General features: G+C 70.7%; 18 protein-coding genes. 10 read left to right on the top strand and 8 right to left on the bottom strand.

All coding sequences use genetic code 11. From position 1 onward, the window contains the following. The first annotated feature begins 2 nt into the window (after positions 1–2). On the top strand, positions 3–1,574 hold the full coding sequence (locus EDD27_RS00375) for a molybdopterin-dependent oxidoreductase (RefSeq protein WP_164903398.1): 1,572 nt from the start codon (positions 3–5) through the stop codon (positions 1,572–1,574). On the opposite strand, the gene EDD27_RS00370 is transcribed toward EDD27_RS00375, so the two are convergent. The 6 genes from EDD27_RS00370 to EDD27_RS00345 form a co-directional block, all read right to left on the bottom strand. Beyond that, positions 1,567–3,363, bottom strand: coding sequence for a chitinase (locus EDD27_RS00370; protein ID WP_127930528.1), 1,797 nt, complete (start codon positions 3,361–3,363; stop codon positions 1,567–1,569). The two genes, EDD27_RS00375 and EDD27_RS00370, sit on opposite strands and share 8 nt — an antisense overlap. 60 nt (positions 3,364–3,423) lie before the next feature. Further along, positions 3,424–4,857 (bottom strand): carbohydrate-binding protein, encoded by a 1,434-nt coding sequence (locus EDD27_RS57590; RefSeq protein ID WP_127930527.1) that lies wholly within the window; start codon positions 4,855–4,857, stop codon positions 3,424–3,426. Next, the gene (locus EDD27_RS00360) at positions 4,854–6,428 is read right to left on the bottom strand and encodes a chitinase (RefSeq protein ID WP_127930526.1); all 1,575 of its coding nucleotides are present in this window, start codon (positions 6,426–6,428) and stop codon (positions 4,854–4,856) included. Before EDD27_RS00360 ends, EDD27_RS57590 begins: the two co-directional genes overlap by 4 nt. Positions 6,429–6,682: 254 nt before the next feature. Then, positions 6,683–8,509: a M14 family metallopeptidase gene (locus tag EDD27_RS00355; RefSeq protein ID WP_206641176.1), complete on the bottom strand. Its 1,827-nt coding sequence runs from the start codon at positions 8,507–8,509 to the stop codon at positions 6,683–6,685. 170 nt (positions 8,510–8,679) lie between these two features. Continuing rightward, on the bottom strand, positions 8,680–10,071 hold the full coding sequence (locus EDD27_RS00350) for a cellulase family glycosylhydrolase (RefSeq protein ID WP_127930525.1): 1,392 nt from the start codon (positions 10,069–10,071) through the stop codon (positions 8,680–8,682). Positions 10,072–10,288: 217 nt separating this feature from the next. After that, positions 10,289–10,477, bottom strand: coding sequence for an LLM class flavin-dependent oxidoreductase (locus EDD27_RS00345; RefSeq protein ID WP_241563781.1), 189 nt, complete (start codon positions 10,475–10,477; stop codon positions 10,289–10,291). Between the two features lie 277 nt (positions 10,478–10,754). Between EDD27_RS00345 and leuE the strand changes: the two genes are divergently transcribed. Then, positions 10,755–11,402 (top strand): leucine efflux protein LeuE, encoded by a 648-nt coding sequence (gene leuE, locus EDD27_RS00340; protein ID WP_127930523.1) that lies wholly within the window; start codon positions 10,755–10,757, stop codon positions 11,400–11,402. A gap of 214 nt (positions 11,403–11,616) precedes the next feature. Further along, positions 11,617–12,258 (top strand): VC0807 family protein, encoded by a 642-nt coding sequence (locus EDD27_RS00335; protein ID WP_127930522.1) that lies wholly within the window; start codon positions 11,617–11,619, stop codon positions 12,256–12,258. Here EDD27_RS00335 and EDD27_RS00330 read toward each other — a convergent pair. Both EDD27_RS00330 and EDD27_RS00325 read right to left on the bottom strand, forming a co-directional pair. Beyond that, positions 12,166–13,134 (bottom strand): hypothetical protein, encoded by a 969-nt coding sequence (locus EDD27_RS00330; RefSeq protein WP_127930521.1) that lies wholly within the window; start codon positions 13,132–13,134, stop codon positions 12,166–12,168. The two genes, EDD27_RS00335 and EDD27_RS00330, sit on opposite strands and share 93 nt — an antisense overlap. Continuing rightward, positions 13,127–14,335, bottom strand: a complete 1,209-nt coding sequence (locus tag EDD27_RS00325; protein WP_206641175.1) for a sensor histidine kinase — start codon at positions 14,333–14,335, stop codon at positions 13,127–13,129. Before EDD27_RS00325 ends, EDD27_RS00330 begins: the two co-directional genes overlap by 8 nt. A gap of 393 nt (positions 14,336–14,728) precedes the next feature. Between EDD27_RS00325 and EDD27_RS00320 the strand changes: the two genes are divergently transcribed. The 7 genes from EDD27_RS00320 (at position 14,729) to EDD27_RS00290 (ending at position 22,605) form a co-directional block, all read left to right on the top strand. Then, positions 14,729–15,346: a DedA family protein gene (locus tag EDD27_RS00320; RefSeq protein WP_127930520.1), complete on the top strand. Its 618-nt coding sequence runs from the start codon at positions 14,729–14,731 to the stop codon at positions 15,344–15,346. A 36-nt stretch (positions 15,347–15,382) separates the two neighbouring features. Beyond that, positions 15,383–16,195 carry a DMT family transporter gene (locus EDD27_RS00315; protein ID WP_241563780.1) on the top strand — a complete coding sequence of 271 codons (813 nt, stop codon included), beginning with the start codon at positions 15,383–15,385 and terminating at the stop codon, positions 16,193–16,195. Positions 16,196–16,285: 90 nt separating this feature from the next. After that, a complete protein-coding gene (locus EDD27_RS00310) occupies positions 16,286–17,497 on the top strand; it encodes a glycosyltransferase (protein WP_127930519.1) in 1,212 nt (403 codons plus the stop codon). Next, positions 17,494–18,177 (top strand): DUF998 domain-containing protein, encoded by a 684-nt coding sequence (locus tag EDD27_RS00305; RefSeq protein WP_127930518.1) that lies wholly within the window; start codon positions 17,494–17,496, stop codon positions 18,175–18,177. Before EDD27_RS00310 ends, EDD27_RS00305 begins: the two co-directional genes overlap by 4 nt. A 51-nt stretch (positions 18,178–18,228) precedes the next feature. After that, positions 18,229–19,026 (top strand): cytochrome P450, encoded by a 798-nt coding sequence (locus tag EDD27_RS00300; RefSeq protein ID WP_127930517.1) that lies wholly within the window; start codon positions 18,229–18,231, stop codon positions 19,024–19,026. Next, positions 19,023–19,769 carry an isocitrate lyase/PEP mutase family protein gene (locus EDD27_RS00295; protein ID WP_127930516.1) on the top strand — a complete coding sequence of 249 codons (747 nt, stop codon included), beginning with the start codon at positions 19,023–19,025 and terminating at the stop codon, positions 19,767–19,769. Before EDD27_RS00300 ends, EDD27_RS00295 begins: the two co-directional genes overlap by 4 nt. A gap of 7 nt (positions 19,770–19,776) precedes the next feature. Next, the gene (locus EDD27_RS00290) at positions 19,777–22,605 is read left to right on the top strand and encodes an AfsR/SARP family transcriptional regulator (protein WP_127930515.1); all 2,829 of its coding nucleotides are present in this window, start codon (positions 19,777–19,779) and stop codon (positions 22,603–22,605) included. The last annotated feature ends 32 nt before the right edge of the window (positions 22,606–22,637 follow it).

Here is a 22,637-nt window from a genome sequence, read left to right as displayed (position 1 = left end):
GCATGGGGGGATCGCAGGTCAACCAGGCACTGGTCAGGCTCTACTTCGAGGTGAGAGATGGGCTGCGCGACCCGGTCGCGGCCTGGGCGAAACTCACAGGGAATTCTCAGCAATACGTCCGGGCGAGAGGCGAGCGACGGGTGCCGCTCGACGACGACACCGCGGCCGAGCTCGCTGCGGCCGCGATCGTGCACACCACCGCACGTCACGGCGCGGAGCGGGTGGCGGCTCTGTCCACCTCGCCGCTGGCGCGGCTGGTCGGCGGGCTCGGCGGCGCGGTGCTGACCGAGCATCCGTGCGCGCCCGAGCAGGTGCTGGGGCCGCGGTTCACCGGCCCGCGGGCCGAGGACTGGGCTCGGGCGGCGTACGTGCTGCTCTGGGGGGAGAACAACCGGCTCGTCCGCACCGCCGACACCCCGTGGGTGATCGCCGGGCGGTACAAGGGGCAGAAGGTGGTCGCGATCGGCACGCATCCGACGCGGTTGTCGGACGAGACGCTGGTCGTGCGCCCGGGCACGGACGGGGCGCTGGCCATGGCCATGGGGCACGTGCTGCTCAAGGAGTTCTACCTGGACCGCATGCCGTTCGCCGAGCACGCCATGCAGCGTACGGACCTGCCGTTCCTGGTGCGACTGCAGCCGAGGCAGGACGCGTACGTGCCGGGCGGGGCGCTCGGGAGGGTCTGCGACCGGCTCACCGTGTACGGCGGCGAGGCCGTCGAGGTGCTGCTGCCGCGCTTCGACGACGGGCCGGGGGTGCTGCGGCGCGGGGTGCCGGTGATGCGGGACGGCGACGACCTGGTGACGACGGTGTTCGACCTGCTGCTGGCCGTCTACGGGGTGACGCGGCCGGGTCTGCCCGGCGAGTGGCCGTCCGGGTACGACGACCGCACCGAGCCGTACACGCCGGCCTGGCAGGAGGCCTGCACCGGCGTGCCCGCGTCGCGCTCGCTGAAGATCGCGCGGGAGCTGGGCGTGACGGCGGAGAAGACCGGCGGGCGGTGCGTGATCGTGCCGGGGCGGCTGGAGACCCCGCACGCCGACACCGCCTACCGGGCGATGCTGGCGCTGCTGGTGCTCACCGGATGCGGCAGCGGATGGGCGCAGGCGGGCGGGTCGGGGATCCCGCTGGTGCCGTACCTGTGCCTGCACGCCTGCGGCGAGGACCGCTCCGACGTGGGCGCGCTCAGCTGGGCGCTGGCCGAAGGGCTGTTCGCGCACCGCACGTCGCGGTCGGTGCTGCTGGAGGCGGTGCGCGACGGCTGGCCCATGGCGCCGCCGCCGCGCGTGCTCGCCCTGCCGCGGCCGATCTACCCGCTGCCGCCCGACGTGGACCTGCTCATCGGGCCCGACGACCACTGCGACCTGTCACCGCCGGACGCCGAACTGGTGGCCGGCGCGCTGGCCAGGCTGGCCGGCCGCCCGGCCGTGGCCGAGCCGGACGGCGACCGGCCGAGCGGCCGGATGCGGCTGCTGGTGGACCACGCCTGGATGCACGAGTACGGCGAGGCCCTGCCGACGTACCGCCCGCCGGGCCTGGGCGTGCCGCTCAAGCCCACTCAGCTCGTCAGGTGAGGGCGTTCAGATAGGCACGATGGCTTCTGGAGAACTCGAATCCGTTGTGCTTGTCCCAGTTGATCGACCAGGTCATCAGCCCTCGCAGGCCGGGGTAGACGCCGCGCGGCCGGTACGTGCCGCAGTTGCTCCCCTTGGCCAGGCAGTCGAACGCCTTCTGCACCTCCGGCACGCTGGTGAACCCGTTGCCGGCGTTGACGGAGGCGGGCAGGCCGATGGCCACCTGCTCCTGGCGCAGCGGCGGGAACACGTTGGCCGGGTTGCCCGTGATCGGGAAGCCGGCGAGCAGCATGTCGGTCATGGCGACGTGGAAGTCGTGCCCTCCCATGAAGTGATATTGGTTGTCGAGTCCCATGATCGGGCCGGAGTTGTAGTCCTGCACGTGGAGCAGGGTCAGATCGTTCCGCATGGCGTGGATGACCGGCAGGTACGACGCGCTCCTGTTGTCGGTCGTGCCGTTCGGCCCGGGGCCGTAGAACTGGTAGCCGAGCTGGACGAAGAACGTCTCGGGCGCCATGGTGAGCACGAATCTCGCCCCGTAGCGGTTCTTGAGGGTCTTCAGCGCCGAGATCAGGTTGACGATGACCGGGGTGGTGGGGCTCGCCAGGTTCGTGTCGCCGGGGTTCAGGTAGAGCGAGTGGCCCTCGAAGTCGATGTCGAGGCCGTCGAGGCCGTACCTGTCGATGATCGCGGAGACGGACTCGACGAACTTGTCGCGCGCGGCCGCGGTCGTGAGCTGGACCTGGCCGTTCTGGCCGCCGATCGAGATCAGCACCTTCTTGCCCTGGGCCTGCTTGGCCTTGATGGCGGCAATGAAGTCCGCCTCGGGCTCGACGTTCGGGCACTCGGCGACCGGGCACTGGCGGAAGCGGATGTCGCCTGACGTGACCGACGTCGGCTCGCCGAAGGCGAGGTTGATGACGTCCCACTCGTTGGGCACATCGCTCATCCGGATATATCCGGACCCGTTGGCGAACGACGCATGCAGGTACCCCACCAGCACCCGCTTCGGCAGCCCTCCCCCGCCTCCGCCGCCGCTGGTCGTGGTGCCGCTGACCGAGGCGGAGTAGGCCGAGCAGTTGCCCGCGGCGTCGCACGCGCGGACCCGGAAGCCGTACGCGGTGTTCGCGGTGAGGCCGGTGGCGGTGTGGCTGGTGGCGGTGGTCGTGGCCGGCGTGCCGTTGTCCCTGGACACCTCGTAGCGGGCGACTCCGACGTTGTCCGTCGAGGCCGACCAGCTCACGGTGAGGCTCGACGAAGTGGCGCCGCCGACCGCCACGTTGCCGGGAACGGCCGGGGCCTGCGTGTCCGGCGTGCCACCCGGGCCGTCGAGGACCACATCGTCGGCCAGATAGGCGCCCTGGCCGTACCAGCCGTTGACGTAGATCGTCACGGACGTGGCGGAGCCGGTCGTGAAGGACGTCTTCAACTGACTCCACGCCGCACCCGGCGCGCCCCACGTGCTGGCGTCGACGCCCGTGCCGGTCGCCCCGAGGAAGACGTAATTGCCTTGCACCCAGCCGGACAGCTGGTAGGCGGTGTTCGGCTGGACAGTGACGGTCTGCTGGCAGCGAGCGGTGTCACTGCCCGCCGGGGTGGCCTGGAGCGCCCGCGCGCCGCCGTGCACGGGCGACGTCACGGCCTGCGCGCCCGAGGACGCCGAGCAGGTCCAGCCGGACAGGCCGGACTCGAAACCCGGATTTGTCAGGATATTGGCCGCGTAGGCCGGGGAGGCGTGGAGCGCGGTGAAGATCAAGGCCAGCGCGGCCGCTGCTGCTCGGAGTTTCATGGGGGGTGCTCCTCACAAGGGCCCGCCCCCGGAGGCGACGGGGGCGGGCCGGGTCGTGGCTCAGAAGCCGGCGGTGATCCTGGTGAACTCCCAGTCGGCCTGGTTGATGCCGCTGCAGTTCGACACCACGCCGCCGCCCGGGCAGGGACGGTCGCGGTTGACGGACCAGTACGCGAACCTGGTCAGGCCCTTGGACCTGGCCCAGTCACGGATCTGCGTCCACGTGGCAGGGGTGGTGAGCTCCTGCTGGTCGGACAGGCCGTTCATGCCGGAGATGCCCATGCGCGCGTACGCCTGCGCGTCGGTCCAGCCGAACGCGTTCTTCAGCGCGTTCTTCAGCCCCTCAGAGGCGTTGACCGTGTCCTGGTAGATGTTGGAGCTGCCGAAGTCGAACGGCATGATCGTGTAGTTGTCGATCGGCACGCCCAGCGCCCTGGACTGGTTGATCAGCCGGATGCCGTGGGCGTTCGGGCCGGTCCTGGTGGTGCCGAAGGTGACGACGACCTTGACGTTCGGGTTGTTCTGCTTGACGATCTTGAGCCCGTTCAGGATGCGGTCCTGCACGGTGTAGTTCTCGAACTCGTCGGTGTTCTCGATGTCGAAGTCCACGACGGCAGGGCCGACGGCGTTGATGACCTGCTGCACCGCGTTCGCGAACGCCTGCGGCGTGGAGCAGTTGGGGCCGAGCTTGTTGCCCGACCAGCCGCCGAAGGAGATCTGGACGTTGCCGCCCTTGGACTTGATCGTGTTGATCGCCTGCTGGTCGGCGCCGCCGGTCAGCGGCCGGTTGCCGTCCCAGGCCGGGGTGCAGCCGCCGCTGGACAGGATGAACGCCATCGTGAACGACCTGACGCCGGTCGCGTCCATCACGGTGCCCGGGTTGGGCGGGTTGCCCCAGCCCATGTAGAGGTAGGGGGCGCCGGCCATCTTGGTGGGATTGGTGGGCGGCGGGCCCGAGGAGGTGGTGGCGGTCACGGAGTTACTCGCGCCCGACAGGTTCCCGGCCGCGTCGCGGGCGCGCACGGTGTAGGTGTAGCCGGTCGAGGGGTTCAGGCCGGAGTCGGTGTACGTGGTGCCGGTGGCGGTGCCCACGTGCGTGCCGCCGCGGTAGACGTTGTAGCCGCTCACGCCCACGTTGTCGGTGGAGGCGTTCCACGCCAGCGAGACGCTGCTGGAGGTGACGCCGGTCGAGCGGAGGCTGCCGGGCACCGACGGCGCGGTGGTGTCGCCGCCTCCCCCGGTGCCGGCCTTCCAGAGGGCGGGCACGTTCGGCGGCTCCCAGCCGGGCTGCGAGGTGTGGGCCTGGAGGCAGACGTAGTCGACGCCGTTGTAGGTGACGACCGCACCCACGGCGTACGAGGTCCACGGGGCCCAGGCGGCGGCCATCTGCTGCACCGCACCGTGGGCGGCGGGGGCGATGGTGAGGAGCCCGGCGCCGGTCAGGGCGAGGGCCATGCCGGCCAGTAACGCGGTCAGTTTCTTGCGCAATCTCATGGCATCCCCTGGAGGTGCGGCTTGACGGTCTTGGAGAAGGACCAGTTGTTGCTGGCGTCCCAGTTGATGGACCAGGTCATCGCGCCCCTGATGTCCGGGTAGGCGCGCGGTGGCACGAAGGTCCCGCAGTTGGTCCGCTTGGCCAGGCAGTCGAGTGCCTGGTTGACGAGGGAGGGTGACACGACGCCGCCGCCCGCGGCGCCCGGCCCGGCCGGCAGGCCCAGCGCCACCTGGTCGGGGCGCAGGCCGTTCTCGAGCTGGATGCAGGCCAGCGCGGTGATGAAGTTGAGGGTCCCCTGCGTGTACGCGAAGGACTGGTCGCAGCCGAGCATGGTGCCGGAGTTGTAGAACTGCGTGTGGACGACGGTGAGGATGTCCTTGATCGACAGGGCGAGTTTGAAGTACTCCATGCCGGTCGACTGCATGTCGATGGTCTGCGGGGCCATCGTGATGATCAGGTCGGAGCCGGCCTTCGCGCGCAGCGCCCGGAGCGCCTGGGCCATGTACGTGGCGTTGAGGCCGTTCTCCAGGTCGATGTCCACGCCGTCGAAGCCGTAGCTCTGCATGAGCGCGTACACGGAGTCGGCGAACCTGGTGGCCGCCGCGGCGCTGGCGACCTGCACCCGCCCGGCCTCGCCGCCGACGGACAGGATGACCTTCTTGCCGCGCTGGTGCAGGGCCTGCACGTCGGCCTTGAACTGGGCGTCGGTGTAGCCGCCGACCGCCGTGGCCAGGCCGGGGTCGACCGCGAAGACGACCTCGCCCGCGGTGGCCGTGGCCTCGCCGAACGCGATCGCGACCAGGTCGTACTCCGTGGGCACGGCCGAGAGCTTGAGCTCGGTCGCGGCGTTGACGAAATTGTGCCAGTAGCCGGTGAGGAAGTGCTTGGGCAGCGTCCCACCGCCGCCCGTGCAGCCGGCCGTGGTGGCGCTGACGGGGTCGCCGGCGGCCGACTCGCCCTGAGCGTTGTACGCCTTGACGGTGTAGGTGTGGGTCGTGCACGCGGCCAGGCCTGAGAGCGTCGCGCTGGTGCCGGCGACCTGGGCGCGCTGGGTGGAGCCCTCGTACACGCGGTAGCCGGTCACCGTGCCCGACGACGCTCCCCAGGTGAGCGTGATGGAGCTGCTGGTGCTGGTGGCGGAGGCGGCGCCCGGCTTGCCGGGCACCCCGGGCTGCTGGCCGCCGCCGTCGCACGTGGCGCCGTTCAGCGTGCAGCCGGTGATGCCGGGGAAGTTGCCCGGGCTGCCGTTGAAGCCGAAGCTCACGCTGGCGCCCGCGGCCAGCGCCGGTGCCCAGCTCGGGTTGGTGAACGTGTAGTGCTGGCCGTTGCGGGTCATGACCGCGTCCCACGCGGACGGGATCGAGTAGCCGGCCGGGACGTCGAACTGCACGTTCCAGCCGTTCATGGAGGTGGTGGTGCCGTTGGTGACGGTGACCTTGCCCTCGAAGCCTGAGCCCCAGTCGGAGACCTTGACGAAGGTCGCGGTGGCGGCGGCCGCCTGGGCGGGCGGCGCGGCGAGCAGGCTCAGGGCGAAGGTCGCTAACGCCACGAGGATCGCGCGGTGTTTCACGGGCTTCTTCCTTTGGGGGGTGACGTGCCGCACGGCTCGTGCCGGGGGGTGAGAGCGCGAGCCGTACGGCACGGGCACAGGCCCAGGGTCAGGGCTTTGCGGGGGTTGTAAGGTTCTGTCTGATGAAAGATTACTTTTAGGAAAGTTTCCTAAGAGTTGTCGCGATCGTAGCTTTGACATGCGGCCCTTACAAGACCCAAAACACGGCTCCGCCGTACGAGAGAGCAATCCCGTACGGCGGAGCGCGGCGCGTTCTACGGTTGCTGGGTGATCCTGACGTCGTCGACGCCGGCCTCGACCAGGGAGGCAGTGGAGGCGTCGGCGGCGTCGATGAGGATGCGGACCGTCTGGCCCGCGAAGGCGTTCAGGCTCGCGGTGGCCGTGGCCCAGGAGCCGTTGCGGTTGGTGGCCGCGCCTGCCTGCTGGAACACCGTGGCCGTGGTGTTGCCGACGACGCGGACCCTCAGGTAGTCGGCGCTGGAGGAGTTCGAGCCGTGCGCCAGATACCACGACAAAGACAGGTTGAGCGCGCCCGCCGAAGGCAGCGTGATCGGCGGCGACTGGATCGAGGTGACGCCGCCGTCGATGTCGTAGGCGCCTGCCGACGAGCCGGCCGGTCTGCCGGTCACCAGGTCGTTCGTGCCGCTGACCGTCGTGCCCAGTTGCTTGGCGCCCGAGGACGTGGTGGCCTCGGGGTCGCCGCGCTCCCACTGGCCGAGCGTGGCGGTGTCGGTGCCGTTCGGGTTGGCGGTCCAGCCGGTCGCCGTCTCGAAGGTGTCGGAGTAGACGGTCACCGGGGGGTTGCCGGTGCCGCAGTACTGGGCCTCCTTGCCGATGATCCGGTAGACGCAGTCGGAGTACTCCAGGAAGCGGAGCACGGCCTCCCTGTTGCGGGTGGTCTGGGGGCCGATCTGCTCGTCAGGTGGATAGAAGCCGGGGCTGGAGCCGGTCGGATACATCTCGAACGTGAAGCTGAAGATCTTGTAGACGCCCCACATCCAGTCGTCGATGGTGCCGTCCGTGATGTAGAGGTCGCTGGCCTGCTCGGGCGTGTAGCCGTTGGTGGAGGCCATGTTCTGGCCGAGCGTGGCGTGCGCGTCCCGGTCGTCCTGGGTCAGGCCGGGGGCGGTGTCGTTGAAGGTGTAGCCGTAGGGCCACAGGATCAGCTCGCTGTAGGTGTGCCAGTCGATGTGCGTCTTGAGCTGCTGAACGCCGCCGACGACGCGGCTGCGTACCCAGTTGGCCGCCGCCCTGACCTCGGGCGCCGACTCCGCGCTCGCGCCGCGGTAGGTGTCGCTCGACGGCGTGCCGGAGGAGCCGCCGCAGCAGCCCCAGTTGTAGGCCCAGTTGCGGTTCATGTCGGTGCCGACGGCCGTCGAGCCGGAGTTGGGCTGCCGGTTCTTGCGCCAGGAGCGGTAGGTGCCGGTGGCGATGTCGTACTCGCCGCCGTCCGGGTTCATGTCGGGCATGATCCAGATTTCCCTGGAGTTGACCAGGTTCGTGATCCTGGAGTCGGTGCCGTAGTTGTCGGCGAGCAGGTGCATGATGTACAGCGCCATCTCGACCGTCAGGTGCTCGCGGGCGTGCTGGTGCGCGGTGAAGAGCACCTCGGGCTCGGCCTCGTCGGCGCCCACGTTGTCGCTGATCTTGATGAGCCGCAGCGCCCTGCCCTCGTAGGAGGTGCCGTACGTCGTCTGGCTGACGATGTTCGGATGGGCCGCGACCAGGGCGTTGATGTTCGCGGTCATTTCCGCGTAGTTGTGGTAGGCGGAGTCCGCCGGCGGGAAGTCAAACGCGCCGGCGGACGGGGGTGTCGGGCGCGGGACCTCCGCAACCCGGTAGCCGAGCCGCTTGATGGCGGCGACCTCGGCTTCCGTGGCCGTGACCAGGACGGAGTCCGCGGTCACCTCCTCGATGGCCGCGCCGGTGGCGGCGACCGCGCTGCGTTGCTGCGCCGTGGCCGGACCCTGCACGCGGTACTGCTTGTTCGGCGGTGGCTCGGCGGATGCGCCCGCTCCTGTCATCCCGGTGAGGGTGATCAGGCTGAGGGCGGCCAGCAGGATGACTAATCGGCGTTTCACCACGTCCTCCTCAGGCGCTCGGGACTCGGATGTTGACCGGCGCCTGAACTGAGAGTGAAGACATGACGTTCCCTCGGATAGACCCAAATTTCGGGAGATGCCAGGGCGGTGCACCCGCGCGCCAGGACCGCCGGCCAGGGCGGTGGGGACCTGGCCGGCGTGCCGAGACGTCAGAAGTCGTCGGGGGTGCGGATGCGGTCGCGGACCCAGACGCCGGCCGGCTTGAGCCGGGAGGTGCCGGCGAAGGGTCCGCTCGGGCAGGTGCCCTCGGTGAAGACGGCGCCTGAGCGGAAGTCGTCCGAGAAGTTCCAGTTCACCCAGCTGATCTTCTTCTGCGCCATCAGATCCAGGTACTGCTGTGCCCGGGTGAAGTTGTTCGACCCGTCGCCGGAGGCGGTCTGGGTGCCGAACTCCGTGACGAACATCGGGATCCGGTCGGCCGCCCTGGACAGCGCGTTGAGGTATTCGGTGCCGTGGGACGCCGCGTAGAAGTGGAAGGTGTACATGATGTTGGTCGCGTTGACCGGGTTGTTGATCACCTCGGTCTCGCTGGCGCCGTCGGAGACGCCCAGGGACGACCAGGCGCGGGTGCCGACCAGGATGGGGGTCTCCGGGTCGTACTGCCTGATCACGGGGATGAGCTGGTGGGCGTAGTTCCTGATCGTGGACCAGGAGACGCCGTTGGGCTCGTTGGCGATCTCGTAGAGGAGGTTGTTCTTGCCGTTGTGCCGCTGGGCGATCTCGGTGAAGAACGTCCTGGCGCGCGACAGGTTGTAGTTCGGGTCACCCGGGGTGAGCATGTGCCAGTCGACGATGGCGTACATGCCGCGCGCCGTGGCCTGTTCGATCAGGTTGTGCACCCGGTCGGTGAACAGGCGCGGGTTGGTCTCGTACCCGTCCTCCTGGATGTACATGGAGATGCGCAGGACGTCGGCCTTCCAGTCGCCGGCCAGGGCGTCCAGTGAGGCGGTGTTGAGGCACTGGTAGTACCACTGCAGGCCGTGCGAGCTCATGCCGCGGAGCTGGATCTCCTTGCCCTGCTGGTTGCAGAGCTTGATCCCGCAGACCCGCAACTGCCCGTTGGCCTGCACGGGTGTGCCGCCGGTCGACGGGGTGCCGAGCACCAGGCGGTCGAGGTTGGGGCCGCCGTTGGCGGTGGTGGCGGTGGCGCGGACGGTGTTGGCGCCGGCGTTCAGTGTCGTGGTGAGCGTGGTCTCCTGCCAGGTGGCCCAGGCGCCGGTGCCGGGGAAGTCCCGGTTGGTGGTGGCGCCGTTCACGGCGATGGCCATCGGGCGGTTGGTGGTGGTGCCGTTGGCGTACCGGAAGGTCAGGGTGGCGGGTCCGGCGGTGGCGGCGGTGACGGTGAACTCGACGTACGAGCCGGTGGCGTTGGCGTAGTTGACGAAACCGGTGCCGCTGTAGCCGGCGTGGTTCGACTCGACCGCGCCCTGGGAGATCGTGGCGTTCTCGGCCTCGTACGTGGTGGCCGCCTGGGCGGGGGCCGCGTGTAAGCAGGCGACGACGAGCGCGGCCAGCGTGGCGAGCCGCAGGGTTCGAAGCATGGGCGAGCGCTCCCCATTTCATTAGGAAACTTTACTAACGAACAAGGGGAGCGTAGATGCCCTGCCTGTCAGGCACAAGGCCCAAAATTGACTCGGCCCGGTCAGGCCAGAAACCCGTCCTGCCCGTTCGCGCCGAGCGCCGCCACCGTCAATGGGCGTCAGCTGTCCGACGCGCTCGAGCGTCTCGTCAGGGGCGCCGCCGCCCCGGCCAGCAGCGTCAGCCCGGTGGGATCATGGCGCGCCCGCCGCTGAGCCGGTCCAGCGTCGCCAGCCGTTTGGCCAGCACGACCGGGCTGTGGAACAACGCGTCCACAACGCTGGTGCCGAGCCGGATCGTGCTGGTCTTCGCGGCGACGTACGCGAGCGTCTCCAGCGGGTCGTAGACGTCGGCGTTCTCGGCGGGCAACGGGATGACCTGGTCGGTGCCCGCGAGGCGTGGCTCAAGGGGCTCCCTCCGACAGCGAGGGCGCGCTGATGTCGGCGACCGCGTTCGGGCACGCGGGCATGGGCGGGTCGGTCGGGTTCTGCGATCCCGCGGCCCGGCCGGCCTTCGGCTACACCATGAACAAGCAGGGCCCCGGGCTGGGCATCAACCCGCGCGGGGCAGGCCATGGTGGACGCGACCTATCGGACATTGGGCTATCAGCAGGTCAGGGGCGGAGGCCTTTGGTACATATAGCCCCATGTTCTTTGGCATAACCGACTTCTGGGCCTATGTGATCGGCGCCTTCCTGATCGTCCTCCTGCCCGGCCCCAACTCCCTCTACGTCCTCAGCTTCGCCGCCCAGCACGGCGTGCGCCAGGGCTACCGGGCCGCGGCAGGCGTCTTCGCCGGCGACACGGTGCTGATGATCCTGTCCGCCGCCGGCGCCGCGTCCCTGCTGCGCTCGAATCCGGCGCTGTTCACGATCGTCAAGTACGCGGGCGCCGGCTACCTGGCCTGGATCGGCTTCCAGATGATCAGGGGCGCCTGGAAGTCGTGGCGCGCCGGAGCGGCCGAGAAGGCGCCGACGCCGGTGGAGCACCAGCCGCGCCCGTTCCGCAAGGCGCTCACGATCAGCCTGCTGAACCCGAAGGCGATTCTGTTCTTCGTCTCGTTCTTCGTCCAGTTCGTGGACCCGGCCTACCAGACGCCGGCGCTCTCCTTCCTGATCCTCGGCGCGGTGGTCCAGATCTTCAGTTTTCTCTACCTGACGTCACTGATCTTCGGCGGAACGTTCCTGGCCGCTCAGTTCCGCCGGCGCAGGCGGCTGAGCACCGGTCTGACCTCGTGCGTCGGCGCCGTCTTCGTGGGCTTCGGCGCGAAATTGGCCACCGCTTCACTCGGCTGAAAGCCTGGTTCAAGGCTCTGGTGATTTCGTTAGAAACAGATGGAACGTGCACAAAGAGGCGGTCGCACCACTGCGGCTCGGGTACGGTAGGCCACCGGCGTGCTTCCCGGGACGCAGGGATCGCCGCATGGGTTAGTGCGTGCGGTCCATCTGGATAGCCTGGTCCCTCGAAGCCCGGGTAGTCGCTGATCGTCGGCCTATCTGCGGAGCAGCCTTGAACCATCCGCCCGTCACCCTCCCACGCCTCACCGCGCTCGCCCGGCAGGCGGCACCCAAGCTGCTCGAAGGCGTCGTGGCCCCGCTCGCGGTCTTCTACCTGGCCATGGTCGTCCTCGGATTCAAGTGGGCGCTCGTGGCGACCGTCGCCTGGGTCTATCTCGGCGTGGGGTGGCGGCTGGTCAGGCGGGTCAAGGTGCCGGCGACGATGTGGCTGGCGTCGTTCGCCATCACGATCCGGGCGCTGGTGTCGTTCTGGACGGGCAGCTGGATGTGGTTCTTCATCCAGCCGGAGATGGGCACGATCTGCATCAGCATGGCCTTCCTCGCCTCTGTGCGGCTGAACAAGCCGCTCGTGCAGAAGCTCACGCTCGACTACATCCATCTGCCCTCGGCGGTGCTCAAGCACGAGCGGATCCGCAGGTTCTTCGCCAGGATCACGCTCCTGTGGGCGTTCGTGCTGCTGATGAACTCGACGTTGAGCATCGCCCTGGCCGTCTACGAGTCGCTGGCCGGGTCGCTGGGCGCGTTCATGATCATGCGGACGTCAGCGGTGGCCGTGATCAGCGGTTGTGCGATCGCCTTCTCGATCTTCGCCTTCAAGCGGGTGCTGCGCCGGCTGCACGTGGCCCACGTCTGACCGCTCGGCCAGCAGGAACGCCCCGCACATCCCCATCACCAGGCCGGTCAGCATGCCGAACAGGTCGGCGAGCCCGGCTCCGCCGCCCCCCAGCGGCCCGTCACCGGTCGAAATGATCATGATGTAGAAGCTGTTGGCGAACAAGGCGCCCGAACCGAGCCAGGCGACCACGAGAGGCCGCCAGAACGGGCCGGATCCGCGCCGCTCGACGACAACGAGGAACGCGGCGGCGCCGGCGATGGCGATCACGCCCTTGACGCCGTTCTGGACGCCCTCGGCGACAGGCGTGCCGGCGAACGCCGAGAAGATCCTGACACCGCCGACCACCGTTGCCACCAGCAGCGCGCCACGGGCCACGACGGTCTGGAACGGCCTGGTAGGGCTGGCGAACGGGTGGTCGAGCCGGGTGGTGAACACGCCCGGCCACCGGTCCCGGGCATAGAAGGCGAAGGCCGCCATCAGGGCGACGCCTTGGGTGATGAATCCGCCGTAGACCATGAGGTACACCCACGGCCGGATGGGCCCGGCGCCGGTGAAGACCGTGGCTCCGCTCATCAGCAGCACCAGCGGCGTCGTGAGGGCGATCTGGAACAGCAGGCCCGTGCCCACCCACAGCGGCAGCAGCACCAGCCAGGCCGGCAGCCGCATTCCCCACCGCATGGCGAGGCCCAGCGCCAGCATCAGGCCCACGAACTCCAGGCCGAAGGTGGCCGCGTTGGCCGCGATCATCGACGGATCGCGCATCAGCGCGGGGTCGGTCACTCCTATGGAGCCGCCGGTCAGCCAGAGGATCTTCAAGGTGAGGTAGGGGAGCATGGCGGCGATCGCGATGATCGCGGCCGTGACCCGCCCTATCCCTGCTTTGCGTTCATTCATGCTCCGAGCTTCGCGGGCCGGACGCCTGGTCCCCTCCCGAGCGGCGGGGATCTTCCTCCCCCGTACGGGGGAGCTCGACGGCCAGCTCGAAGCCGCCCGCGGCGGGCCCGGCGGTCAGCGTGCCGCCCACCAGGCGTACGCGTTCCCGCAGCCCCGTCAGCCCCGAGCCGCCGGGCCGGGCGGTGGGGCGGGAGCTCGCCGGCCCGTTGCGCACGCTCACGCGGTGAGGCGTGACCGTGACGTGGACGGCGGCCCCAGGGGCATGTTTGGCGGCGTTGGTGAGCCCTTCCTGGACCACGGCACGCGCCAGGCCGGGGATCGTTCCTCCGGCCAGGTCGAAGGTGATCGTCATGCCCGAGTCCCTCGCCCGCCGCACCAGCTCGGGCACGTCCTCGTCCACGGGCGACAGCGGCGGCGCGTCGGAGTCCTCCCGCAGGAACCCGATGATCTGCCGTAACCGCTCCGTGGCGTCCGCCGCCGCCACCCGCAACTCCCCCGCGGCCTTGGCCTGCGCGGGATCGAGCCCGGGAGCCAGCTCCAGCCCTGCGGCCCGGACCGCGATCAGCGCCAGGTCGTGACCGAGCGAGTCGTGCATGTCCCTGGCGATCCTGGCCCGCTCCCGCAGCCGGGCCTGCGCCTCGGCCGACAGCCTGGCCTGCCGCCGCTGCTGCAACAATCCACGTCGCAGCAGCCCCAGCAGGTACGGCACGAGGTAGGTGCCGATCAGGCCGGTCACCATCGCCACCCACAGGCCCAGATCGCCGCCCATGGCCAGCACCGAGATCACGCCGAACGCCGCGATCACGCAGAACGCCGCGAGCGCCGGCCACATCCTGATCAGCCGCCGGCCCGTGAGGTAGGCGTACCACATGACGAACGGCGAGGTGGGCAGCAGCGGGAGGATCTTCACGTTGCGCCTGGGCACCAGCCAGCTCAGGTCCACCGTGGCGAACCCTTCGCTGAACCGCCACGGCCCGAGTGGCAGCAGCAGCACCAGAGCGGCCAGGGGCCAGCGCCGCCCGACCAGCACCGCCACCGCGCCGAGCGCCACCCGGGGCACGGTCACCATGCCGAACGCGGCCGGGTCCCTGAGCGGATCGGGCCCCATGCTGGCGATGAACATGCCGAGGACCAGCCAGAGCAGCAGGTCGCAGACCACCTGACGGCGGCTCTCCCGGCGCAGCAGGCGCAGATGCTTCACCGCACCGACGTTATCCCCGCTCGATCGATGCGCGACCTCCTCCCAAGGGAGGAGACGACCTTGACGAAGGTAAGGGGGTAGAGCGGAGGCACCTGTCCAGGTATGGCTAGCACCACCCCGAAAGGGCCTACCTCCACTCCTGCGTCCAGCTGCCCGAACCGGTTGGATCGATGGTGTCACCCGGAAATCGCGTCCCCGACCCCGACCAAAGTCGGGGGTGGTGCCTGCCGATCGTCCGATGTGCCATGACCTGCGGAGTTTCTACCTTCAAGGGGTACCGGCCCTGACCCGCATAGGGGATGGGTCCGCGTTCGACCCGGGGCATCCCCGATGTCCCGGACCCGCTCGCACCGAGACGCTGTGTGAGTGCCCTAAAGATCGGAGTACACGCTCATGTCGCACGCCATTCTCGACCTGGTCCACCAGGCGATGTCGTCACCGTGGTTATACGTGGCGCTGTTCGCCTTGGCCCTGCTCGACGGGTTCTTCCCCATCGTGCCGGCCGAGACGTCGGTGATCACGGCGGGCGTCTTCGCCGCGTCCGGGGAGACGAACCTGGCCTTGGTGATGGTGGTCGCGGCGCTCGGCGCGTTCGCGGGTGATCACATCTCCTATCTGATCGGCAACAAGTCCGGAGGCAGGCTCCGGAACAAGAAAGCGTTCGTCTGGGCACGCGACGCCCTGGCGGAGCGGGGTGGGCTGGTCCTGGTCGTGGCCAGGTACATCCCCGGCGGGCGGACGGCGACCACGCTCACCATGGGCGCGGTACGCCACCCGCTGCGCTCGTTCACGTTCTTCGACGCGATCGCGGCGAGCTCCTGGGCCGTGTACTCCGGCCTGATCGGGTTCTTCGGCGGCATGGCGTTCGAGAACGACCCGATCAAGGGACTGCTGCTCGGCCTGGGCATCGCGCTGTCCGTCACGGGGGTGGTGGAGCTCGTGAGATGGCTCAGGAAACGACGCGCCATCCAAGCTTCCCCAGAACGTCTTCCAGCGGACACGTCCGTTTGACACAACCTGGCAACCATCCGTCTGAAAGGAGTGCGCATGACTGTGCTGGCCGCGGTGATCGCCCTGGTCGGTTCGCTGTTCTTCGCGCTCGGAGCCGCCGTGCAGCAGTTCGAGGCGGTGGACTCGGCCAAGCCGGGCCTGCTCGCCCTGCTGCGGAAGCCGCGCTGGCTGCTCGGCGGCGCGTCCATCCTGGCGGGTGGCGGCCTGCACATCGTCGCGCTCGGACTCGGCCCGCTGACCATCGTCCAGCCGATGGGCGTGGCCAGCCTGCTCTTCGCCCTTCCCCTCGCCGCCACCCTGCACGGGCGCAAGCCCTCCCGCCAGGAGCTGGGCGCGGCGGCGGTGGTGGCGGGCGGTCTGATCGTCCTGGTCCTGATGGTCCCCGAGTCGGAGGGACCCACCTACCTCAGCCCGAACGGCGTGCTCACGCTGCTGGGAGTGTCGGGCGTCGCCGCGGTGCTGCTGTGGGCCGGCTCCCGGGTGGCCTCGCCCGCGGGCCGGGCGGCACTGCTGGCGACCAGCTCAGGCGTGCTGTACGGCGCCACGGCCACGCTCATGCGGGTGCTCGTGGACGGCACGTGGAACTGGTGGTACCTGCTGGCGTTGCCGGTGCCCGCGCTGCTGGCGCTGGTGATGTTGCAGCGGGCCTACGCCGTCGGGCACTTCGGCGTCTCCTTCGCCTCGCTGCAGATCGCCGACCCGCTGACCGCGGTGGCGTTCGGCGCGCTGCTGCTCGGCGAGCCGCTGCCGACCGGGATCGCCCCGATCGCAGCGGCCGCGCTCACCGCCGCAGGCACCGTCGCCCTGGCCCGGACCAGCCCCTTGGAGGCCCGCAACGAGCTCGCTTGATCCCACATTCGCCTGCTTCGTTTCTTTCGGCCCCGTTCGTCTTCCGGCCCTCCCCCGGCCGGGTTCTCGTGTGAATCTGGAGTCACCGTCATGGCCATGCCCCTGCACAGCGTTACCGCCCGAGCCGATCTCGCCCCCGCGCCCGAGCGTCCTCGCCGGGTGCTGATCTCAACCGATACCTATCCCCCCGACGTGAACGGCGCAGCCTACTTCACCCATCGCCTGGCCACGGGCCTGGCCGCCCGCGGCAACGAGGTGCACGTGGTCTGCCAGTCCCAGCTCGGCCCGGCCAGCGCCGACGTGGTGGACGGCGTGATCGTGCACCGGCTGCGCTCGGCCCCGATCCCGGTCCACCCGACCATGCGGTTCACCGTGCCGACCCGGCTCGACCGGCTGATCGCCGACGTCAAGCCCGACGTGCTGCACACCCAGGGTCACTTCGTGGTCGGGCGGGCCGCGATCGCCGCCGCCCGCCGCGCCGGCGTGCCGGTCGTGGCGACCAACCACTTCATGCCCGACAATCTCTTCCAGTTCTGCCACATCCCGGACCGGCTGCGGGCCAAGGCGGGCCGGCTCGCCTGGCGTGACTTCAACCGGATCTTCAACCGGGCCGATCACATCACCACGCCCACCCCGCTGGCCGCCAAGCTCCTCTCCGAGCAGGGGTTCGCTCGTGACGTCGAGCCGGTGTCCTGCGGGATCGACCTGGGCAGGTTCCACCCGCACGCCGAGCCCAAGGCGTGGGCGCGCAAGTTGTTCGACCTGCCCGACCGGCACACGATCCTGTTCGTCGGCCGTCTGGACGAGGAGAAGCGCCTCGACGAGCTGGTGCGCGCGCTGCCCCTCGTGCTCAACGAGACCGATGCCCAGGTGGCGCTCGTCGGCAAGGGCAACCAGCGTGCCGAGCTGGAGAAGCTGGCCAAGCGCATCGGGGTGGCCGAGCGGGTGTTCTTCCTCGGCTTCGTGCCGGACGAGAGCATGCCGCAGGCGTACGCGGCGGCTGACGTGTTCGCCATGCCGGGCATCGCCGAGCTGCAGAGCATCGCCACGCTGGAGGCCATGGCCACGGGCCTGCCCGTGGTGGCCGCCGACGCGATGGCGCTGCCGCACCTGGTGGACGGCAACGGATACCTGTTCCAGCCCGGCGACGTGGTGGCGCTGGCCAGACACCTGAGCGGCATCCTCGCCGACGAGGACCTGCGGGCCAGGCTCGGCAAGACCAGCAGGGAGCTGGCGCTCACCCACGACGACCAGTCGTCGCTGGCCCGGTTCGAGAAGATCTACGACGAGGTGGCGCGATGACCCCACGGCAGAGCGTCTGGGGCACCTTACTCGGCACGGTCGTGTCGGCGTGCGCGCTGGCGTACGCACAGGTCGCCCTGCCCGCTCAGCCGCTGCTCAGCGACTACGCGCTCGTCTCCGGCGGGCTCGTGCCGGTGCTGATCGGGATGCTGGCGCTGGCGGGGGCGTGCCTGTGTCTCGCGTACGGGCTGGCGGCGGCCGACCCGGCGCGTACGGCGGCCACGCGGGTGTTGCTGCTGGCCGGGGCGGCGGGGCTGATGATGAGCGCGATCTTCCCCACCGATCCCGGCACGTCCCAGGTCGGCTCGCTGTCCGGGGAGATCCACCGCTGGTCGGCGGCCGTGGTGTTCACCGCACTGCCGGTCGCCGGCTGGTCCCTGGCCAGGGGCCGGGCGACCGCGCCGCGCTGGAACGCGGTCCGGGCCATGAGCGTGACCTCGGCGCTCACGCTGGCGGTGTACCTGGCGGCGCACCCGGTCTCCATCACCTCGCCGCTGATCAACGGCGTGGCCTACTACGGGGCGCTCGAACGTGCCGTGGTGCTGGCCGACATGGTGCTCATCATGGTGATGGCGCTGGCGTTCACCGCCGGCCGGCGGACCGCGATGGCCACCGGGACCGCGCCCGCCGAGCCCGCCGCCGAGACCGCAGGGCCCGAGCAGGAGCGGCTGGCCGCGTGACCGAGCACGCTTCGACCGCCGCCGAAAGGACCTCCTTCTAACGTGGTTCCCATGCACGTCACACGCCTTGCCGAAGCCAGAACGGTTCTCACCGACACCCGATACGTGCCGGCTCCCGTGCCCCAGGACGGCAGGGAGGGGACGCTCGCGTGGTTGCGGGGGCAGGTGTCGCGGTTCAGCACCGGTGACACGCACGCCCGGCGCCGCCGCGCGGTCGTCGAGCGGCTGGCCGCGATCGACCCCGCCGGCCTCCGGTCCGCGGCCAGGGCCATGACCGTGGAGCGGGGCGGGACGTGGCGGGGCGTGCCGGCGCAAGTGCTCGGGGCCGCGCTCGGCGTCAAGGACACGACCGCCGTCCCCGCCGCGGCGAGCGGCTACCTGACGGGCGAGGCGGGCCCGGAGGCCGACGCCGCCGTCGCCGCTCTGCTCGACCAGGCCGATCTCCCGGCCGTCACTCTGCTTCTGCAGGCACACGCCGCCACGGAGGGCCTCATCGAGAACGCACTCACGCACGTCACCTGGGACAGCGGCCGACCGTCCGCCCAGCGCTTGTCCGCCGCGCCTCGCAGCGCCCGGACCGGCATCGACGTCGAGGCCCTGCTGCACGAGACGCTCCGGCACGATCCGCCGCTCAAGGCCACACGCCGGCTGGACACCCGCACCGGCGACGAGGTGACGATCGACCTGGTCGCCGCGAACCGGGACCCCGACGTGTTCCCCGATCCCGACCGGTTCGACCCGACGCGAGGCCCGGCCCCGCACGTGACGTTCGGCCACGGCGTCCGCCCGTGCCCCGCCCCCGGCCACGCGCTCGCCCTGGCCGCCGGCGTGCTGGAGGGACTGCTGTGAATTTCCGCGACCTGCACCGCCCCGGAAACCCGCTGCTGCTGCCCAACGCGTGGGACTACGGCTCGGCCGCCGTCCTGGCCGCGCAGGGCTTCCCGGCCATCGGCACGACCAGCCTCGGCGTGGCCTCCGTGTACGGCAAACCGGACGCGGCCGGCGCCACCAGGGCCGAGACGATCGAGCTGGCGGAGTTGATCAAGGACCTCGGCGTCATGGTCACCGTGGACGTCGAGGGCGGCTTCAGCGACGATCCGGCCGAGGTGTCCGACCTGGTGGCGAGTCTGGCCGCACTCGGCGTGGCCGGCGTCAACCTGGAGGACGGCCGCCCCGACGGCACGTTGCGCCCGATCGGCCTGCACCAGCGCATCATCGAAGCGGCCATGGGCCACGGCGTGTTCGTCAACGCCCGCACGGACACGTGCTGGCTGCGGACCGGCGACACCCGTGAGCGGGTCCGGGCGTACGGTCACGCCGACGGGATCTTCGTACCGGGACTGACCGGCCTCGGCGCGATCGCGGAGGTGGCGGCGAGCACGCCGCGGCCGCTCAACGTGCTCTACCAGCCCGGCGGACCGACGCTGGCGCAGCTCGCCGAAGCCGGCGTGGCCAGGGTGAGCACCGGGTCCCTGCTGTACCGGGCGGCGATCCAGGGCGCGCTGGCGACGGTGCTCGGCATCCGCGGCGAGCCCGTACCCCCGATGCCGACCTATGCGGAGATGACCGCGTTCTTGCCGCAGCCGCGATAATCGACGCATGCGCTTCCAGATCCTCGGGCCCACCACCGCGCTGGGCGAGGACGGCGAGCCCGTCGCGCTCGGCGGACCCCGGGTGCGCGCCCTGCTCACGCTGCTCGCCCTGCACGCCGGGCGCATCGTCGGCGCGGAGCAGCTCGTGGACGGCATGTACGGCCCGCGTCCCCCCGAGGGCGTGGCCAACGCGCTGCAGTCGCAGGTGTCCAGGCTGCGGCGGGCGCTGGGCAAGGACGTGGTGGAGTTCCACCCGGCCGGATACCGGCTGGTCGCCGGCCCGGACGACGTGGACGCGCACCGGTTCGAGCGGCTCGCGCAGGCGGGCAGGCAGGCGCTGGAGGCCGGCGACCCGGCACGGGCGGCCGCGCTGCTGCGCGAGGCGCTGGAGTTGTGGCGGGAGGCCGGAGCCCGGCCGCTGGCCGACGCCCCCTACGCCGAGGCCGCCGCGACCGCACTGGAGGAGCTGCGGCTGGCCGCCACGGAGGACCGCATCCAGGCCGACCTGGACCTGGGCAGGCATCGCGAGCTGGTCGCCGAGCTGAGCCGGCTCATCGCCGCCCACCCGCTGCGCGAGCGGCTGCGGGCCCAGCTGATGCGCGCCCTCTACGGCAGCGGCCGCCAGGCCGAGGCGCTGACCGTCTACGACGAGGCCAGGAAGATCCTGGACGAGGAGCTGGGCGTCGAGCCGGGCGCCGAGCTGGCCGCCGCGCACCTGGCCGTGCTGCGGGCTGACCCGGCACTCGGCGCCCCTGCGGTCAGGACGCCCGCCCAGCGGCACGGGCTGCGGGCACAGCTCACCAGCTTCGTCGGCCGCGCCGAGGAGCTGGCGCAGGTGGGCGCGAGGTTACAGGCCGGCCGGCTCGTCACGTTGATCGGCCCGGGCGGCGCGGGCAAGACCAGGCTCGCGATCGAGGCGGCCGAGCGGGAGCCGGGCGACGTCTGCTTCGTGCCACTCGCGCCCGTCTCCGACGAGGCGGACGTGCCCGTGGCCGTGCTGACCGCGCTCGACATCCGCGACTCCCTGCTGCACACGACCGACCGGCCCGCCGTGGACCCGGTCACCCGGCTGGTCACCGCGCTCGCCGACCGCAAGCTGCTGCTCGTGCTCGACAACTGCGAGCACCTCATCGCGGCCACCGCCGAGCTGACCGACCTGCTGCTCGCCTCCTGCCCCGGGCTGCGGGTGCTGGCGACCGGGCGGGAGGCGCTCGGCATCACCGGCGAGTCCATCCTGCCCTTGGCGCCGCTGCGGCTGCCGCCGCCCGAGGTGGACGACCCGCTGGACTACCCGGCCGTGCGGCTGTTCGCCGACCGGGCCGCCGCCGTCCAGCCGGGCTTCGCCATGGACGCGGACAACGCCGCGCAGGTGGTGCGCATCTGCCGGGCGCTCGACGGGCTGCCGCTGGCCATCGAGCTGGCCGCGGCGCGGCTGCGTACGCTGCCGGTCTCGGAGGTGGCGGCGCGGCTGGACGACCGGTTCAGGCTGCTGGCCCGCGGCAGCCGTACGGCGCTGCCGCGCCACCAGACGCTGCGCGCGGTCGTGGCGTGGAGCTGGGACCTGCTGGACGAGAGCGAGCAGCGGCTGGCCAGGCGGCTGAGCGTGTTCGTGGGCGGCGCGCGGCCGGAGGCGGCCGAGCGGGTGTGCGGGCTGCCGGAGGACGTGCTGTTCTCGCTGGCGGAGAAGTCGCTGGTGGAGGTCGTCGGCGGACGTTACCGGATGCTGGAGACGATCCGGGCCTATTGCGCGGAACGGCTGGCCGAGTCCGGCGAAGTGGACACGATGCGCGACGCGCACACCGCGTACTACCTGGACCTGGTCCTGGCGGCGGACGCGCGGCTGCGCACCGGCGCGCAGATGGAGTGGCTGGCCAGGCTGGACGAGGAGAGCGACGACCTCAACGCGGCGATCCGCTGGGCGAGCGCGTCAGGACAAGTGGAGACGGCACTGCGGCTGCTGGCGCACAGCGCCTGCTACTGGTATCTGCGGGGCGACCGCGTCACCACGGCCCATCTGGCCGCCGCGCTGCTGGCCAGGATCGGCTCCACCGCTCCTGAGGGCATGGACGAGGAATACGTCATGTGCGTGCTCGTCACCAACTGGCACGGCGGGATGGACGACGAGCAGCGCGACCTGATAGCGGCGGCCAGGGGACTGCTGGCCTGGAACTATCTGCCGAAGCGGGTGGAGTTCCTCATGATGCTGCTGGCGATGTACACCGGGCCGCCCGACGACTTCAGCGCGGCCTACGAGACGATCGTCCAGCTGAACCCCGTGCTCCCGCCCTGGCAGGAGGCGCTGTCCTACGCCGGTGCGGCGTTCGTGCTCCAGTCGCTCGGCCGCGTGGAGGAGGCTCTGGACCACTTCCAGCGCGGCCTGGCCGCGTTCAAGGCCATCGGCGACCGCTGGGGCATCGTGCTGGTGTTGTCCGGGCTCGGCTCGCTGTACCAGGAGCAGCACGACTACCCGAGGGCGTACGCGCTGGCCGACGAGTCGCTGACGATGGCACGCGAGCTGGCCGCCAAGACGGAGATCGCCGAGGCGCTCTGCCGGCGCGGCGACGCCCTGCAGTGCCTCGGCGATCCGGACGGAGCGCGGGCCGACTACGCGGTCGCCGCCGACCTGTCGCGCAGGAACGGGTCCATGGAGACCGCCGCGTGGGCGCATCTCGGCCTGGGCGAGGTGGCGCTGGGCCGCGGGGACCTGGAGGAGGCCCGCACGGTGCTGACCCAGGCCCGCGAGGAGTGCCCGGAGGGCTGGTACAGCGCCGCGGACACCCGCACCCGCATCGACGCCGCGCTGGCGGAGGTCAGCAGGCTGGTCAGCGAACGGTAGGCGTGCGGTCAGTCGCCCGCCGGACAGTGGGT

The organism is Nonomuraea polychroma (genome assembly GCF_004011505.1).
Classification (GTDB): Bacteria; Actinomycetota; Actinomycetes; order Streptosporangiales; family Streptosporangiaceae; genus Nonomuraea; species Nonomuraea polychroma.
The sequence above is the reverse complement of the archived record's forward strand: the minus strand, read 5'-3'. Positions and strand labels throughout refer to the sequence as shown.